Origin of the sequence: Paenibacillus sp. S-12 (genome assembly GCF_030363895.1) — a bacterium.
Classification (GTDB): Bacteria; Bacillota; Bacilli; order Paenibacillales; family Paenibacillaceae; genus Paenibacillus_B; species Paenibacillus_B alvei.
The window spans coordinates 87,011-103,410 of the sequence record NZ_JASIUF010000003.1 but is presented as its reverse complement, the minus strand read 5'-3'; the positions used below and the strand labels follow the sequence as shown (position 1 = coordinate 103,410).

The window sequence follows — 16,400 nt, the reverse complement described above, 5'->3', positions numbered from 1 at the left end:
TCCGGATTATATTCGTTTCTTAATAAGCGTATTAACAGGTGAATAGCTATCGTGACTTCTGCGCATATCACTCGTATCCATTTGTATGTATCTGCGCATAGTCCTGATATCCTTCCACCCGCCCATTTTTTGCAATGTGAAGGGATCACAACCATTAAGCACCATATTCCGCGCCCATGTATGTCTGTAAACATGCGCCGTCATCTTCTTACCACTAATACCTGCTTTTTCTCCATAATACTTCAATCGCTTGTTATAGTTATTGTCTGTCAAAGGCTCGCCGTTAACTGACATAAAGATTCGATCCGTAGAGAAGTGATTCTTATTTTCTGTAATCAACTGCAACAAGAGTTTCAAGGTATGGTTAGAAATCGGGATAATCCGTGGTTGACGGTTTTTGTTCATCTCTCCTGTTAACGTAATGAAACGTGTTTGAAAGTCAATATCTGCCGCGCGTAATCCTAACAACTCCGACACACGCAGCCCACTGTCAAGCATCATCACAATTGCAGTATAGTCGCGAAATCCAACGTACTCCCTCTGATTAGGTTGCGCGAGTACCGCTTTGACTTCTTCATCGGTTAGACAATTTGTCAAATCGATGTCCTGGCGCAATGTCTTTACGCCATCAATCGGATTAACTCCAATCAGATTATCGCGTTCCAATTGGTTAAAGATTGCTTTGAGTACACGCAGACGGATATTGATCGTTGTATCGGACAGTCCGGTTCCATGATCGCGATGCCCGCTATACTTGTGACCTTCGTACCTCTTCGCGTCATACTTCATCCAATTAATATGGTCACGAAAGATAGACGGTGACAGCTCGTGTACATACTTGATGTCCGGATGGTACTTACTCAACCATTTCATAAAGTACCCGAAATCCTTGGCGTAATCCCTCAATGTCCGACTACGAAGCCCCTCCGCGCGTTTGACACTGACGACCATATCGAGTGCTTGATTAAGCTCGATTTCCGGATACGCTGTTTTTCCAATCGTGATCTTTTTCCTTTTTTTCAACGACAAAACAAAAACCTCCTGTAACAGTAGTTAACGAGTGTCTACCATACAAGAGGTCGTTATTAACAGTACTAAAATGCCGAAATTAGGGTTGTTATTGAACCGTTTCGGGATTGTTAACGCTCAAAATCACCACGTGATCCGCAACCCTATCGAGAGTTTCGCAATTAGCTATCGTGAAGGCTACCGTTCAGATCCACGAATGGAAAATCCGCGTAACGACGCTAGTTCTAGTCGTCACACTTCTCTGCTTTTCCCGCATCTGTAGCAGTACGGAAGCTGGAGCCGCAGCCGCATGTCGCTACCGCGTTCGGGTTGTCGATCGTGAAGCCGCCAGACATGCCAGATTCCTTATAATCGATGACGAGTCCGCTCAGGTGAGGCACACTCTCTTTGTCGATAACGACCTTCATGCCGCCAATCTCCGTGTGCACATCTTCCTCCGTTTCCTCATCATCAAATCCCATACCATAAGAAAACCCGCTGCATCCGCCAGGGCGAACACCAATACGCAGGAACAAATTTTCATTTTCTTCTTGTGCAATCATTTCCTTTATCTTTTCAATCGCTTCATCGCTGATTGTAATCATTCTAATCACCCTCCTCGTATTACTAAGTATAACCATCCCTTTCGGCATATACAAGAGAACATGCAATGCTGGTAATTTGCACCTTTACTTCCTGTAGACGTATTGCCCCACCTCTTATGCGAATGTATAATGGTACTGACATCAATTATTGTGATTCGTTTCACTGCAATCTCCGACGGAACTTATCCGCCGCGGAGTTTTTTATTTGTCAATAACAGCATTTTGGTGCTGAAAATGACATGATATCTACCTGAAGGGGGCCTGTTTATGACTACAGTCATGACACGTCATGCCGATCCACGTATGGCCGAAATCGCAGACAAAGTCGAACGCGGCGAACGCCTGACACTCGAAGATGGCATTTATTTGTATGAAACAGACGACCTGTTGACTTTGGGTCAATTGGCGAATCTTGCGAATATGCGCAAGAACGGCAAGAATGTTTATTTTATTGAAAATATGTCCTTATATTTCACAAACGTATGTGAAGCGCATTGCGCCTTCTGCAACTTCCGTAAAGATCAAGGGGAAGATGGCTCTTACACCTTGTCCGGCCAAGAAATGATCGACTATGTGGAACAGCATATTCATCCGGGCGTACGTGAGTTCCATATTGTGGGGGGTCACAACCCTCATGTACCGTTCTCCTATTATGTAGATTCGCTCCGCGCGCTTAATGAAAAATATCCGGATGTGACGCTGAAAGCCTACACAGCGGCAGAAATCGATTTCTTCACGCGCATCAGCGGCTTGAGCATTGAAGAAGTGCTCAGAGAACTGATGAATGCCGGTCTTGAATCCTTGACTGGTGGGGGCGCAGAGATTCTGTCTGATGAATATCGGAAGAAAATGCGCGTCGAAAAAGCAGGCGTTGAGCGTTATCTCGAAGTTCACCGCACCGCCCATCAGCTTGGCATGAAGACACATACAACGATGCTGTATGGCGCAATTGAATCTCATGAGGATCGCGTTCGCCATATGATCTCGATCCGTGAACTTCAAGATAAGACGAATGGCTTCCAAGTCTTCATCCCATTGTCCATGCAGCCAAAAAGTCCAAAGGCCAGCATCAAGCGGCGCAATTCCGCTTATGAGGACTTGAAGACAATTGCAATCAGCCGTCTCATGCTGGACAACATTCAACATATTAAAGCGTACTTCATCAATATCGGAACACAGTTGACGCAAGTCGCCCTTACGTTCGGCGCTTCTGACGTGCATGGCACGCTTGTGAAGGAACGCATCAGCCATGCGGCTGGCGCACTTACACCAGAAGGCTTAACGCGCGACGAGCTTGTATGGCTCATCAAGGGTGCAGGACGCACGCCAATCGAGCGTGATACGTTCTACAACCCGATAAAAATATATGAATAATTCGTTGTAATCAATCATGGACCACAATAGAGAGATAGAGGTATTGCATGACCCTATTGGATACGACAACCCAGAATCAGCAACCGTTGGCACGATTCATCTCACTGGAGACTGAGCTTCAAGCCGGCTTCATTGAATCGCGTCCCAGACAAATGAGTGGACCCATACGACGTAATCGCCGCTTGCGGCACAGCACCTACCATACTTAATCATTCGGCAACATGGGGGGAGTCGAACAGATGAAACGATACGTCATACTCGGTGGCGGCTACGGAGGATTGGCCATCATTAGTCGGTTGTTGGAGGGCGAGCTGCCTTCCGATGTACAGCTTGTATTAGTTGACCGCATGCCCTATCAGGGACTCAAGACGGAATACTACGCATTAGCAGCTGGAACAGTGTCGGATATGGATATTCGCGTTTCCTTTCCGAACGATCCACGCGTGCATCTGCACTATGGCAATGTTCAATCTATTGACTTGGACGGACAGCTCGTCCATTTTACGGATGGCGATACACTAGTCTACGATCACTTGGTCATAGGGCTAGGTTGTACAGATAAATATCACGGCATTCCAGGGGCCGAGCAATTCGGCAATAGCATTCAATCACTCGCCAGCACAAGACGCACCTACCAACTGCTTAATGACATCCGGCCATACGGTCAGGTGAGCATCGTTGGCGGCGGACTGAGTGGAGTTGAAATGGCAGCAGAGCTGCGTGAGAGCCGTCCTGATATCAACATCCGAATTTTGGATCGGGGATCACGCGTGCTGTCAGCGTTCCCGGAGAAGCTCTCTCACTTTGTCTCCGGCTGGTTCCTTGAGCACCATATTGAGCTTCGTTCCTTTGTAAATGTAAGCCATCTGGAGGAAGGGGTCATCTATAACCGGAAGGAAGACAACGAGGAAGAAATTTTGTCTGACGTAACGGTATGGACTGCCGGCATTCAGCCTGTGATTCCTGTACAGCAACTCCAAGTTGCTAAGGATCAACAGGGTCGCGTTATCATTAATGAGTACCATCACATTCCGGAATATCCGAATGTATACGTTGTTGGTGATTGCGCGAGCCTTCCGTTCTCGCCAAGTGCACAGGCTGCTGGAGCCCAAGGCGAGCAAATCGCTGATGTGATACGAGCTAGATGGAAGGGTGAAACGCCTCAACTAGGTAAAATCAAGCTTAAGGGTGTCCTTGGAGCATTGGGCAAAAAATCCGGCTTCGGCGTCGTTGGCAAGCGTGCCGTTGTAGGCTATGTGCCTCGCGTCATCAAAAGCGGTGTATTATGGATGTCTAAGCACCATTTCGGATAATATATGCAATGATTCTCCTCTATAACAAAGCATGGGAGCAGCGGCATCAATCGATGTCCAACTGCTCCCATGCTTTTATTTCATCTATTTTGTTCATAATCTTGTCATATAACTCATCTGCCGATTCCCCAGCCACGATTTCGCCATTTACGAGCGCAAACGGAAACATGTAGCACTCCCCGCAATTCCCTAGACATCCATACTCCAGCACATCATACTCTGGATTGCCTTCCAGGCGCTTCATGACCTTGTCTGTTCCATGATGCATATTATTCACGCAAAATTCTATGATTGGTCGCATTGACATTATCCCCCGCTTTCATGTAATGCCTTTGAATTCGGATAGCTTTATAATATAATAAAATCAGCATGGATGAAAGGAGTTGTCATAGATGAGCGAAAATGCACAAAGCAGCATTTACGATGAAGTGCTGGAAGTGTTGGATAAACTGCGCCCGTTCTTGCAGCGCGACGGCGGCGATGTCGAATTGGTTGATGTTGAGGACGGCATCGTTAAGCTTCGCCTGATGGGCGCTTGCGGCAGCTGCCCAAGCTCCACAATCACTTTGAAAGCGGGTATTGAACGCGCTTTGGTGGAAGAAGTAGAAGGCATTACAGAAGTCGTCCAAGTATTCTAATTGAATCATTCGGCTTCCTAAGACAAAAGGCTGTCCGCCAGCAGTTCGTTCTGCCGGCGACAGCCTTTTTTCAATCCGAATTGAAAACGATAATTGCCGCTTCCGCATCCAGCTACCGCTACGATTTCAACAGCTTCCCGAACTTTAATGCCATTCCAATATTATAGGCGGTACGCTCCATATTTGCCGATGCATGCTGCATGGCATCCTCTAATGTTGTTACCCCTGGCACAATCGTGAATACCATATCAATTCCATGCTCATGAACTGATTCATATCCTGCTGCAAGTGTACCTGCAATTCCGATAACGGGTATATCATGCAGCTTGGCAGCTTTAGCTACGCCAATAGGCGTCTTGCCGTAGATGGTCTGTCCATCAATTTTGCCTTCTCCGGTAATCACCATGTCCGCACCAGCAGCGTGTTCCGCCAATCCAGTGGCATCGACAACAATATCTACTCCGCGCTTTAATTCCGCTTGCAGGAAGGCTACAACTCCTGCTCCAAGCCCACCTGCAGCACCAGCGCCAGGCATATGGGCCACATCACAGCCTACGTCTGCCAGCACCTGCGATGCATAGTGAGCTAGGTTCGCATCAAGCTGCTTCACCATGTCCGCTGTCGCCCCCTTCTGTGGGCCAAATACAGCCGAGGCTCCGCGTTCTCCGACAAGCGGATTGTCAACGTCACAGGCTGCAATGAATTTTACCCTTGCGAGCCGTGGATCCACACCACTCATTTCGATATGCGCGATACGGCTAAGCTCACCGCCGCCATACCCGATTTCCGTACCGTCTTCAGTCATTAACCGTATCCCAAGCGCCTGCGCCATACCAGCTCCACCATCATTTGTAGCGCTGCCGCCAAGTCCAAGAATAATGGTCTCTACTCCCTCGTTCAGTGCAGAAAGAATCAGTTCTCCCATTCCTCGCGTCGTCGTTACAAGCGGATTCCGTTGTTCTGGCGGTACAAGAGCCAGTCCCGACGCCGCTGCCATCTCAATGACCGCTGACTTGCCATCACCGAGAACGCCATAGAATCCTTCCACTGGTGTTCCAAGCGGCCCAGTCACTGTCGTTCGTACAATTCGACCACCTGTCGCGTCGACTAATGACTGTACCGTTCCTTCTCCGCCATCAGCCATCGGCACATGTACCAGTTCCGCTTCTGGGAATACTCGTTCCAAGCCACGGCCAATCGCCTGGCATGCCTCCCATGCGGACAAGCTTTCTTTAAACGAGTCTGGAGCAATTACAATTTTCATGCTGATCCACTCCTATCCATGCAATCTGACTTTTTGCCTGGACGAATACGTCCATCTATCTGTCTATATCTTAATTAGAGCCTATTCACGATCCAGTGAACTTCTCCGTTATTTCTATCATTCGCTATTACCATTCAATTGGATGCCGTACGCTGCTTACAGGAACCAGCCGAAGACACCGAATACAAGCGTTGATACAATGGCGAGCACAAGACCGATTAGCGTTTCATATGGGATAAGACGAAGACGTTCCTTCATCGCCATATTTACGCTGCCACCGGTAGCATGGAAGAAGCTTCCGTGCGGCATATGGTCGAATACGGTTGCCCCTGCATGTATCATTGCTGCTGCCCCTAAGGAAGCAACACCAAGCTCCATAATGGTCGATCCGAATACCGAGCTGGCTACAGCAGTACCTGCTGTTGTGGAAGCTGTTGCTAAAGACATCAAGGCGCCGCTGATTGGTGCGAGCAAATATGCTGGCAAGCCAGAAGCCGTTAAGCCGTCAATAATGACATCCTTAAGCTGCGAATTGGAAATAATGCCAGCAAGTGTCCCTGTACCGATGAGCATAACAGCAACACCTGTCATTTTGCCAAGACCGGAAGTCGCATATCGATTAATATGCTTGAGACGTCCCATACAGAGCGCTCCTACCAAGCCTCCGACCGGAAGCGCGATAATCGGGTCAATGACAATCCCTGCTATCGGACGCAAAGCCAGCAGCGCAATTGCGGTAATTGGAGCCATCATCGCGGCTAAGAAGCTAGGAAGCTGCTCCTTGCTTTCTTCGACCTGATCAGCCAATGCGATTTTAGTCCCTTTATTCGTCAACTTCTTCGCAATCCAATAGGTGACGAACAAACCAATCAAGGCTGGGATAATACCAGCTGCCATTATGGAAGTCAACGGCACATGGAAAGCATCTGCCGCCGAAATCGCATTCGGGTTCGGCGACATAATGTTGCCGGCCTTGCCGCCCCCAATCATCGCCAGCAATATCGCCATGCGGGACAAATCTGCACGCTGTGCAATTGCAAGAGCGATCGGAGCTACCGTAATAACCGCCACATCAATAAATACGCCTACCGCCGTCAATACCATCGTTGCAAAGGCTAGTGCGAACAAGGCGCGAGTCTCGCCTACCTTGCGCACCAAGGTTTCCGCAATGGTCTTTGCACCGCCGGATTCAATCAATACTCCGGCCAGAATACCTGCTGCTAAAATCCGCAGCACCGCCGGAATCATCGTCTTCGCCCCATCCATCATCAGCGTAACGGAATCCACCAAACCAATTCCTCCGACTACGCCCCCCACCAGTGCACCAATCATCATGCCGTACGCCGGCGGGACTTTCCGCAAAATAAGCACGATAGCAACCGCCAAAGCCGCCAGTGCGCCAAGTACAGATACCGTAACTGTCATAGTCCCCATCCTCCTTGAAGATGCAGTGTTTCGTTGTTGTACTTTTACTTTACTTCTAAAATGAAAGCGCTTCATCATGCATTGACATGAAATAAAGCGCTTTATAAAGTCGGTTTTTGTTCAAATGCACAATCCAACGATCTGCGATCGACTCCTTAGGAGTAGAGGTACCACTTGAGAAAACTACCTCCTTAATGCTCAGGGCGCTGGACTTCGCGGCTGGGTCTCATCTCGTAAAGCCATCCGGCGGTCATTAAGGTAAATAGGTCGCGATAGCTCTTCGGATCCTTGCCGGTCACATCAGCAATCCGCTGAAGACGATATCGAAGCGTATTGCGGTGAATTGCCAGACGCTGTGCGATCCGCTGCTGCTCTCCACTTTCCACGAAGTACACCTGCAGCGTCTGCCGCAGCTCCCCGCTTCGATCCTCCTGTATAAATTTCTCCCACATCTGTTCCAACTCATCCGTAATCCAGCTGTGACTCACATTTGCCAGTACAGTTTCATTAGGCATATCATCACTATAATATACGGTCTGCTCTGGCAGGATCGCCTGCCCTGCCCGCATTGTATCTTGGGCAGATCGATAAGAGGCTATAAGACCGTCAATCCCTGAATAAGCTTTGCCTACAGCTATTCTTAGCGGAGCAATCTGCCTCTCTTCCAGCAGTTGCCGAATGTGCCGAATGCCTTCGCATATATCCATATTCGGCTTGCGCGGATGAAGATGCGGCTTGAAAAGAACAATTTGCCGTGTATTGCGTATGGCGATAAGCTCAATAGTTGGGCGGCCCTCTAACAGCTCAACAACTCTCCGCAGTGTCGGTACAGAATCCGCATCTTGTTCATCTGTAAGCTCCAGAATACAAGCGACACGCGGCTTGTCCGGCTTCAATCCAATCCGTTCCGCCTGCAGGCGAAGCATAGCCTGATCCCCTTGCTCCGCATGAATGACCGATAGCAGAAAATCCTCCTTCATCCGCTTGTCCCAACGCGCCTTCTCTAATAAATCTGCCTGCTCCAAATACATCTCGGCCGTCATCTTGACGAGCTCCCCATACTTTGTCACTTCCGCTGGATCGCCGGTAATCCCGATCACACCAACAACCTCGCCGCGAAATTGAATAACGAGATTCGTCCCTGGCATAACACCATGAAGATTGCGTGCGCTCTCTTCGTCGATTTCGAACCGGCCCTTGCGCTCTATGGCAATGAGTGCCCCTTCATGCTTCTGGTTCATACGAGATGGATCGCCTGAACCAATAATGCGTCCGCGCTCATCCATCACATTTACATTGTAGCCAATAACCTGCATCGTCCGCGTGACGATTTCTTGCGCCAATTGCTTTGTCAGCCAACTCATGTCTATCTACCACCCACCACGCTAAAATCGCTGGAGCATAGTCTCCTCAGAATATGAAAACGCCCTCGTTCCAACCGAGCACAGCATGCGCTGTGCCAGTCAGCCAACGGGGCGTACATGCAGCATTAAGATTTCGAGCTTATCGTTGTACGAATCGGGTCGAGTCCACCTGAGACATTAATAATATTGCCTGTAACAAAGTCCGATGCATCCTCACATAGGAACCGAATAACTCGCGTTACATCTTCCCCGCTGCCAGGACGGCCGCGCGGCGTTTCCTCATCTGTCAAATGAAGCACTTCTTCGATCTTCCGCTCCTTGTTGTCGCCCCGAATGTCGCCTGGGCAAATCATATTTACCGTAATGCCATTTTGCGCTTCCTCTACGGCCAATGTCTTCGTGAAAGACACTAACCCCACTTTAGCAGCAGCATACACGGCCCTATGCGGCCAAGAGCGAGCTTCGGAGGCATGACCAAAACCATAATGGATGATGCGCCCCCAGCCTTTTTCCCTCATCGATCCAAGTAACAAATGATCAAGCAAAATGACACCGCTTAGATTTCCATTCAATAAATACATGATTTCTTCTTCCGAATATTCGGCGAACAATCGCCGCTCCCTAATGAAAGGCCCTGCATTGTTCACCACAATATCAGCTGGACCTATGCGCTCATTCATTTCCTGAACGAGCCGCTTGACTTCCTCCGGCTTGGATATATCAGCACGAATGGCAATACAGCGTATTCCTGTTTCCTCAAGCTGGTGACGCAGTGCTTCAGCCTCTGTCTCACTATGTACGTAATTCAGAACAATATTATGCCCGGCTTCGGCCAATGCCATAGCTGTCATCTTCCCGAGGCCTTTGGCGCTCCCCGTAATAAGAGCAATTTTACGCTGCTGTTCCACGTCATAATCCTCCTTCTGAGCGCTTCAAAGAACTTCCACGTTCAGTATAAGTCATTTGTCTTAACAGAACAACTTTGCGTTAGGAACGGATCGAAGCTTCCTTACAGGAATCAGAAATACGACGCTTCCCATCTATCAGAGTGAAATAAAAAAGCCCTGAAAACACCACCTTTCTCAAAAGGCAGCTTACTTTCAGGGCATTTGTTCATGGATTACTGAATCGACGCGCCATCATTAGAAGGCAGGGACGATTGCACCTTTGTACTTGTCTTCGATAAATTTCTTCACATCATCGGACTGCAAAGCAGCAAGCAATTTTTTCATTGCGTCGCTATCCTTGTTGTCATCGCGAGAAGTCAGGATGTTCGCGTATGGGGAATCTTTATCTTCAATGAACAACGCATCCTTCGTAGGATTCAAATTTGCTTGCAATGCATAGTTCGTATTAACAAGCGCAAAGTCTACTTCATCAAGCGTACGCGGCAGCATTGCAGCTTCCAACTCTTTAAACTTCAGATTTTTTGGATTTTCCGCAATATCGTTCACTGTCGCTTCAAGACCTACGCCATCTTTCAGCTTGATAAGTCCTTGCTTCTCCAGCAACAGCAGCGCACGCCCCCCATTTGTTGCGTCGTTCGGAATCGATACCGTTGCGCCATCTGCAATTTCGCTAACCGATTTAATCTTTTTGGAATAAGCGCCGAATGGTTCTACGTGAACATTGCCAACACTCACCAAATTATATCCCTTTGATTTCACTTCATTGTCCATGTACGGCTTATGCTGGAAGAAGTTCGCATCAAGCTGCTTCTCATGCACCTGTACGTTAGGCTGTACATAATCCGTAAACTCCTGAATTTCCAGATCAATTCCTTGTTCAGCCAGCTTTGGCTTAATATGATTCAAAATTTCCGCATGAGGTACCGGCGTTGCGCCTACGACAAGCTTCACTTTCTCCGTGCCAGACTTGCCTGCCTCACCAGAAGCGTTCGTGTTATCGCCAGTATTCTTGTTGCCGCAAGCAGCGAGCACCGCTACGAGCGTAATAAGCGTCAATACAAAAGTCCACTTTTTCATGTGATTCACTACTCCTTCCAAAATCCCCGTTTTGATTATATATTTGGTGTAAGTTGAAGCTCCCAAGAGCATGCTTCCATTAAGTATTAGGTATTGAGATGCAATTTATCATGTCATCCCGCCTAAAAATGATGAACACTCCCGATAATTCCAATTGTATTACTTGGATTATATCATACTTTGTGCTGTCGGCGACCACAAAATGACCGCCTCAGCACAATAATTTTTTATTATTTTCTCGTAAAGCGGCGAACGAACGCATCACCGATCCATTGCAGCACTTGCACGAGCACAATCATAATGATGATAGCAACAATCATCATTTCGAATTCATAACGATGGTATCCATAGCGAATCGCGAGATCACCGAGACCACCGCCGCCGATGAGACCTGACATTGCCGTATACGATACAAGTGTTACCGCAGTAATCGTTGTTCCTGCAATCAAGCCCGGCATTGCTTCTGGCAGCAGAACTCTGCATACAATTTGCCATGTAGATGCACCCATTGCCTGAGCCGCTTCAATCACGCCGCGGTCGACCTCGCGAAGCGAAGTCTCAACTAGCCGTGCGAAGAACGGTGCAGCCGCGATAACAAGCGGAGGAATGGTTCCTTCTACGCCGATAGATGTGCCTACAATAATACGCGTAATCGGTATGATAGCAATCATGAGAATAACGAACGGCACCGAGCGCAGCACATTTACAATGAACGACAGTACACTGTATACCAGCTTTCCACCAACACTCTTCGTGCGGCCTGTTAAATACAGGAGCACGCCAAGCGGCAGGCCGATGAGAAACGTGAACAAAACAGAGAAGAGCATCATTTGCAGCGTCTGTCCGGTTGCGGAGGACACATCGCTCCAATTGACAGTAGAGAAATCGAGCTTCATTACGCGATCACCTCCACTTCAAGACCTTGTGCCCGCAAAGATTGCAGCGATTGCTCCACAGCATCCGTGTCGCCGTCTAGGCGAACGACCAACTGCCCGTATGGAATATCCTTCATGCGAGAAATCGTCCCTTGCAGTATTGCGAAGCTGACTCCCGCTTCCGTTAGAATACGGTGCAGTACCGGTTCATACGTAACATCGCCAAGGTAGTTGATTTTAACAACACGGGAATGAGCCGCAGCCTGACTTTTGAAGGCAGCCCAAGGCTGAATATCTGCATCGCTGCGCTCTTCAAGAATGAACTCTCTCGTGACGGCATGCTGAGGCTTCAAGAATACGTCTACAACCTTGCCTTCCTCTGCAATCTTACCGCCATGGATGACTGCAACCTTGTCGCATATTGCCTGTATGACATGCATTTCGTGAGTGATCAGCACAATTGTAATCCCGAATTTGCGGTTAATATCCAGAAGCAAATCCAAGATTGCATTGGTCGTCTGCGGATCAAGCGCCGACGTAGCTTCATCACAGAGCAGTACCTTCGGATCATTCGCTAGCGCACGTGCAATGCCTACGCGCTGCTTTTGCCCCCCGGACAACTGGGACGGGTATTTGTTCTTGTGCTCCTCGAGCCCAACAAGCCGGATTAGCTCATTCACCTTTTCTTCCACTTTCCCCTTGGCTTTTCCCGCCAAGCGCATCGGGAAGGCAATATTGTCATATACCGTCGCTGAACTAAGCAGATTAAAATGCTGGAAAATCATCCCAACCTTGCGACGCTGCTGCTGAAGTGCGGACTTCGACAGCTTCGTCAAGTCAACTCCATCGACCTCAACTAGGCCAGTTGTAGGTCTTTCCAGCAGGTTAATGCTGCGGAGCAGCGTACTCTTACCTGCACCTGAGTGCCCAATAATACCATAGATTTCGCCTGCTTCAACAGTCAGGCTTACATCATCCAGCGCCAACAGGCCTTGTGCCTTGCCGCGCGAATCATATCGCTTGCTTATATGTTCCAAACGAATCAACGAATCGTCACCTTCCTCCATGCTTGCAATTCTTGAATAGGTAGGAGGGCAATTGCAATCTCCTATATCTATTCGTCTGCTGTATCCTCTCATGAACTGTGGCCGAATATACCATTTTGCTTAACTTTCTTCTTGGTGAATGTATCAGAAGCGGTTTGGCCTGCTATGCAAAAAGCCCCCTCTTGGCAGATGCCAAAAGGGGGCGGATACTCGGTATTCTGTAAAGAAACCAGATGGAAAATCGACTCTCCCTTTCTTATCTGCCAGAACATCATGTTCTGAAGGAATTAGCACCATTGACATCTTGCAATCGTATAACATTGTTATACATCCGGGTTGCAAGATCGGTTGCCGGGCTTCGCAGGGCCTGTCCCTCCGCCACTCTTGATAAGAACACAGTTATGAAATTAAATTGAGTATATAGCAGCAGGTGAAAGTTGTCAATTAACTTTTATTCCCTTTTCAATTCCATTACTTAACGGGAAGCAACCGAAATACAAGGGTCAGTGCCCCACACACCATCTCCAGGCCATGCTGCAAATCAGCTACGTTCGCCTGAATGTCCTCCAGCTGAATCTTGCCATTCAAACTGCGATGACGCTGCCATAAATCATCTTGCATTTCTGGGTTCATATGATGAATCTCCATATTGCGCCGCTTGCGCAACCGCTGAAGCGCATCCCCATGCCCCTCCTTCAGAGCCGTGAGAGCATGCTCCAACTCAGGATGCTGCCCCTTGAAGCGCAATTGGCGGAGCACCGTAAAATAAGAGAAATGATGCTTCACCTTCTCCGTTTCCAGTGCAAGAACATTATTCAGAAGCATTCCAAGCTTGTCCAAAATCGAAAATACGCGAATAAACCCATTTTTATAAAAATAGACATACCGGTAATAATCGTCCTGTTCGGCTTGCGTCATCTCTGCTTCATAATGCTTCGATACCCGATCGGCAAATTTGTCAGATGCGTATACGCTTTGCTCCAATTCGTCTAAGGAGGTCTTAATTCCGACCGTCCACACTTCCACCTTGCGCCAGAAGTGATCAGGATCGCCTGTACCTTCCATCTGACTGTGTACGGCTTCCAAATAATTGTCCATCTCTGCCATGGCATCCTTCAACATTCCACTGTCAACACGGGGCGGCTCCCCGAACAAGCTGCGCAGCATGGAATTCACCCCCGCTTAATTCCGTTTGGGAAATAGTCTTTCCAACGACGGTCGACCAATTCCACAATATCCTCACGCGGGAATAGTTCATCTGGATACCCCGGCTTCATGCGGGCATCGATAACGATTGGCAATTTATATGAGAGATGGTGATTACGGACTTCCATTGCCGCGTATATATCAGATGCGGGGTTAAATCGCGTAAACACTGTCCACAAGAATGACAATTGAGTATTTGCCACCTGAGCATCGTCAACAAGGAAGACGAGCGGCCATTTCGTCTCTTGTGCAGCGAGACGCTGAAGCAGTCGTTCCGCCAGTTGCGGCTCTGCTTCATACGAAGCGCCGGACATCGTCAAGCAGCCGCGGCAAAATACAGCCACATCGTTAATTTCGTCGATCGGGCCTTCTTCGTACGAGCCAGGCAATTCACGAACGACTTCACCAACCCCAAGCATGATGCCCTTGCTGCCATGATTCAGCTTATGCCCCGTATAGTCAAGTGTGTCATGGGACGTATTATTAATGACGTACAAATCCGTTTCTGGCTTGAAACGCTCCAGAACCGCTTCTGTAAGCTCTGCAAAGTTCTCCAAATCGACCGGCTGATCGGTCAGCATCAAGAACTTCGTCAAGCTGAGCTGGCCCTCGCCAAGAATGCGGAAGCCTGATAGTAGCGCTTCGCGAGAGTAGCTCTCCCGAACGACAGCTGCCGCCAGCGAGTGAACGCCTGTTTCTGGATATGGATGTACCTTGCGCACCGTTGGCATGACCATCGGGAACGCCGGCGACAACAATCTGACCAGGTACTCGCCTAGGTAATAATCTTCTTGACGCGGCTTGCCAACGATTGTAGCCGGGTAAATTGCATTTTTACGGTGATACATGTGTTTCACATTTAAGAATGGAAATTCATGTGCCCACGAGTAATAGCCGTAATGGTCGCCAAATGGCCCCTCCATGCGGCGTTCATGCGGTGGAACATAGCCTTGGATAACAAATTCTGCTTCCGCTGGGATACGATGTCCTTCGAAACCGCTGTCCACAACTGGAAGTCGTTCACCCATAACGAAGGATGCCATTAACAGCTCAGGCAGCTTCTCAGGCAATGGCGCAATTGCTGCCGCAATAAGAGCCGGCGGGCCGCCGACTATAACGGATACCGGAAGCGCTTCATTGCGCAGCTCTGCCTCATGATGATGGAAGCCGCCGCCCTTTTGAATCTGCCAGTGCACGCCAGTAGTCTGGTCATCATAAATTTGGATGCGATACATGCCGAGATTGTGATCGGCGCTCTTCAGAACCGGATGTTCCGTATATACAAGCGGAAGCGTGATGAACGGTCCGCCATCCAGCTGCCAGCTCGTTAAGGCCGGCAAACCGTGCATCGGCTTGTCCGTACGCTTCACTGCCATAATCGGGGCTTGGGAGGCAGATACATTCTTCATGCCGACCTTCATCAGGCTGAACAGCTCCTTAACCGTTGAGCGCTCTTCCCACAACTTTTTCGGAGACGGGGGCATAAGACGGTTTACGGCTTCTACGCACTTATTGGCGAATTGTTCTGGACGCGTTCCGAAAGCCATATCTACCCGGCGCATCGTACCGAACAGGTTCGTCGTCACTGCAAATGGGCTGCCCTTCACATTCGTGAACAAGAGCGCAGGGCCAGCCTCTTCTATGACGCGCCGATGAATTTCTGCTATTTCCAAATACGGATCTACTTCCGTTTCAATAACGACTAGGTCATTCTCACGCTTCAGTGTGTCGACAAAGTCGCGAATATTCGTAAATGACAACTACGAGCCCTCCTTGAAAAAATAAGCATATCTGTGCTGCTGTTCATTAACAGTTACGTGGATGCCGCACGATGTCTGCAAAAAATTGCATTTACAAACGAAACGGCATTTATGAAATTGAAAACTTCCTCTCCTGTAGTATAGCTGTTTTTGAAGTGAACCTAAAGCCTGACTGGACAGACAACTTGCAACATTATTACGACATTGTAAGATAGCCGTAAGCCGATTGCATGGTACGAGCGGGATATTGCATGTACAATGAGGACATCAAAGGGAACACAAGCAAAATTAACAGGAGGTAGATTGACATGAAAAACAACAATACAGCGGTCGTAAGCAAGCCTTGGAATGTTCGCTGGTTGGCAGCAGCAAAAGCAGCAGCATCCATCGTATTGCTTGGTGCGCACTCCAATGAAACTCAGCAAGTGAAGGAAGGCGCTTAATTCAATGAATGTGTATCTGAGAAAAAGAAGCAGCTCGCTTATCCCTCGCTGACAATCCGCATTGTCCACCATTAAGCGATCTGCTTCTTTAATT

The 16,400-nt window shown here is 48.5% G+C and carries 17 protein-coding genes and 1 riboswitch; of the genes, 5 read left to right on the top strand and 12 right to left on the bottom strand.

Translation table 11 applies throughout. From position 1 onward, the window contains the following. Window positions 1-6: 6 nt before the first annotated feature. Together NO352_RS01855 and NO352_RS01850 are read right to left on the bottom strand one after the other, a co-directional pair. The gene (locus NO352_RS01855) at window positions 7-1,029 is read right to left on the bottom strand and encodes a tyrosine-type recombinase/integrase (protein WP_289354799.1); all 1,023 of its coding nucleotides are present in this window, start codon (window positions 1,027-1,029) and stop codon (window positions 7-9) included. A 224-nt stretch (window positions 1,030-1,253) separates the two neighbouring features. Continuing rightward, a complete protein-coding gene (locus NO352_RS01850) occupies window positions 1,254-1,613 on the bottom strand; it encodes a HesB/IscA family protein (RefSeq protein ID WP_171416896.1) in 360 nt (119 codons plus the stop codon). A gap of 267 nt (window positions 1,614-1,880) precedes the next feature. Here NO352_RS01850 and mqnE point away from each other — a divergent pair, with 267 nt between their 5' ends. Genes mqnE through NO352_RS01835 form a run of 3 tightly spaced genes read left to right on the top strand, consistent with a single transcriptional unit; the run spans window position 1,881 to window position 4,300 of the window. Continuing rightward, the gene (gene mqnE, locus NO352_RS01845; RefSeq protein WP_005551078.1) at window positions 1,881-2,987 is read left to right on the top strand and encodes an aminofutalosine synthase MqnE; all 1,107 of its coding nucleotides are present in this window, start codon (window positions 1,881-1,883) and stop codon (window positions 2,985-2,987) included. Window positions 2,988-3,034: 47 nt separating this feature from the next. Further along, window positions 3,035-3,196, top strand: a complete 162-nt coding sequence (locus NO352_RS01840; protein ID WP_005551079.1) for a hypothetical protein — start codon at window positions 3,035-3,037, stop codon at window positions 3,194-3,196. 30 nt (window positions 3,197-3,226) lie between these two features. Continuing rightward, window positions 3,227-4,300, top strand: coding sequence for an NAD(P)/FAD-dependent oxidoreductase (locus NO352_RS01835; protein WP_005551080.1), 1,074 nt, complete (start codon window positions 3,227-3,229; stop codon window positions 4,298-4,300). A 46-nt stretch (window positions 4,301-4,346) separates the two neighbouring features. On the opposite strand, the gene NO352_RS01830 is transcribed toward NO352_RS01835, so the two are convergent. Then, window positions 4,347-4,601: a YuzB family protein gene (locus NO352_RS01830; protein WP_005551081.1), complete on the bottom strand. Its 255-nt coding sequence runs from the start codon at window positions 4,599-4,601 to the stop codon at window positions 4,347-4,349. Window positions 4,602-4,692: 91 nt separating this feature from the next. Here NO352_RS01830 and NO352_RS01825 point away from each other — a divergent pair, with 91 nt between their 5' ends. Then, window positions 4,693-4,938: a NifU family protein gene (locus NO352_RS01825; RefSeq protein WP_005551082.1), complete on the top strand. Its 246-nt coding sequence runs from the start codon at window positions 4,693-4,695 to the stop codon at window positions 4,936-4,938. Between the two features lie 118 nt (window positions 4,939-5,056). Here NO352_RS01825 and NO352_RS01820 read toward each other — a convergent pair whose 3' ends face one another. From NO352_RS01820 to NO352_RS01780, 9 genes are all read right to left on the bottom strand, one after another. Further along, on the bottom strand, window positions 5,057-6,202 hold the full coding sequence (locus NO352_RS01820; protein ID WP_005551083.1) for a glycerate kinase: 1,146 nt from the start codon (window positions 6,200-6,202) through the stop codon (window positions 5,057-5,059). Between the two features lie 156 nt (window positions 6,203-6,358). Further along, complete coding sequence (locus NO352_RS01815; protein ID WP_005551085.1) at window positions 6,359-7,627, bottom strand: GntP family permease; 1,269 nt, start codon at window positions 7,625-7,627, stop codon at window positions 6,359-6,361. 191 nt (window positions 7,628-7,818) lie between these two features. Further along, complete coding sequence (locus NO352_RS01810) at window positions 7,819-8,991, bottom strand: sugar diacid recognition domain-containing protein (protein WP_005551086.1); 1,173 nt, start codon at window positions 8,989-8,991, stop codon at window positions 7,819-7,821. Window positions 8,992-9,116: 125 nt separating this feature from the next. Then, a complete protein-coding gene (locus NO352_RS01805; protein WP_163978914.1) occupies window positions 9,117-9,899 on the bottom strand; it encodes an SDR family oxidoreductase in 783 nt (260 codons plus the stop codon). 234 nt (window positions 9,900-10,133) lie between these two features. Beyond that, complete coding sequence (locus tag NO352_RS01800) at window positions 10,134-10,976, bottom strand: MetQ/NlpA family ABC transporter substrate-binding protein (RefSeq protein ID WP_262866865.1); 843 nt, start codon at window positions 10,974-10,976, stop codon at window positions 10,134-10,136. 230 nt (window positions 10,977-11,206) lie between these two features. Then, a complete protein-coding gene (locus tag NO352_RS01795; protein WP_005551092.1) occupies window positions 11,207-11,872 on the bottom strand; it encodes a methionine ABC transporter permease in 666 nt (221 codons plus the stop codon). Continuing rightward, window positions 11,872-12,897: a methionine ABC transporter ATP-binding protein gene (locus NO352_RS01790; RefSeq protein WP_040736976.1), complete on the bottom strand. Its 1,026-nt coding sequence runs from the start codon at window positions 12,895-12,897 to the stop codon at window positions 11,872-11,874. Before NO352_RS01790 ends, NO352_RS01795 begins: the two co-directional genes overlap by 1 nt. Before the next feature lie 253 nt (window positions 12,898-13,150). After that, window positions 13,151-13,291, bottom strand: a riboswitch (SAM riboswitch). Window positions 13,292-13,368: 77 nt separating this feature from the next. After that, the gene (locus tag NO352_RS01785; RefSeq protein WP_268620007.1) at window positions 13,369-14,064 is read right to left on the bottom strand and encodes a Cthe_2314 family HEPN domain-containing protein; all 696 of its coding nucleotides are present in this window, start codon (window positions 14,062-14,064) and stop codon (window positions 13,369-13,371) included. A 5-nt stretch (window positions 14,065-14,069) separates the two neighbouring features. Beyond that, window positions 14,070-15,863: a UbiD family decarboxylase gene (locus NO352_RS01780; RefSeq protein ID WP_262866866.1), complete on the bottom strand. Its 1,794-nt coding sequence runs from the start codon at window positions 15,861-15,863 to the stop codon at window positions 14,070-14,072. A 308-nt stretch (window positions 15,864-16,171) separates the two neighbouring features. On the opposite strand from NO352_RS01780, the gene NO352_RS01775 reads away from it, so the two are divergent. Further along, complete coding sequence (locus NO352_RS01775; RefSeq protein ID WP_005551097.1) at window positions 16,172-16,306, top strand: hypothetical protein; 135 nt, start codon at window positions 16,172-16,174, stop codon at window positions 16,304-16,306. Window positions 16,307-16,400 lie beyond the last annotated feature (94 nt).

Coding starts and splice junctions, on each gene's coding strand:
- NO352_RS01850 (WP_171416896.1), bottom strand. CDS start 1,613: ATGATTACAATCAGCGATGAAGCGATTGAAAAGATAAAGGAAATGATT.
- mqnE (WP_005551078.1), top strand. CDS start 1,881: ATGACTACAGTCATGACACGTCATGCCGATCCACGTATGGCCGAAATC.
- NO352_RS01840 (WP_005551079.1), top strand. CDS start 3,035: ATGACCCTATTGGATACGACAACCCAGAATCAGCAACCGTTGGCACGA.
- NO352_RS01835 (WP_005551080.1), top strand. CDS start 3,227: ATGAAACGATACGTCATACTCGGTGGCGGCTACGGAGGATTGGCCATC.
- NO352_RS01830 (WP_005551081.1), bottom strand. CDS start 4,601: ATGCGACCAATCATAGAATTTTGCGTGAATAATATGCATCATGGAACA.
- NO352_RS01825 (WP_005551082.1), top strand. CDS start 4,693: ATGAGCGAAAATGCACAAAGCAGCATTTACGATGAAGTGCTGGAAGTG.
- NO352_RS01820 (WP_005551083.1), bottom strand. CDS start 6,202: ATGAAAATTGTAATTGCTCCAGACTCGTTTAAAGAAAGCTTGTCCGCA.
- NO352_RS01815 (WP_005551085.1), bottom strand. CDS start 7,627: ATGACAGTTACGGTATCTGTACTTGGCGCACTGGCGGCTTTGGCGGTT.
- NO352_RS01810 (WP_005551086.1), bottom strand. CDS start 8,991: ATGAGTTGGCTGACAAAGCAATTGGCGCAAGAAATCGTCACGCGGACG.
- NO352_RS01800 (WP_262866865.1), bottom strand. CDS start 10,976: ATGAAAAAGTGGACTTTTGTATTGACGCTTATTACGCTCGTAGCGGTG.
- NO352_RS01795 (WP_005551092.1), bottom strand. CDS start 11,872: ATGAAGCTCGATTTCTCTACTGTCAATTGGAGCGATGTGTCCTCCGCA.
- NO352_RS01785 (WP_268620007.1), bottom strand. CDS start 14,064: ATGCTGCGCAGCTTGTTCGGGGAGCCGCCCCGTGTTGACAGTGGAATG.
- NO352_RS01775 (WP_005551097.1), top strand. CDS start 16,172: ATGAAAAACAACAATACAGCGGTCGTAAGCAAGCCTTGGAATGTTCGC.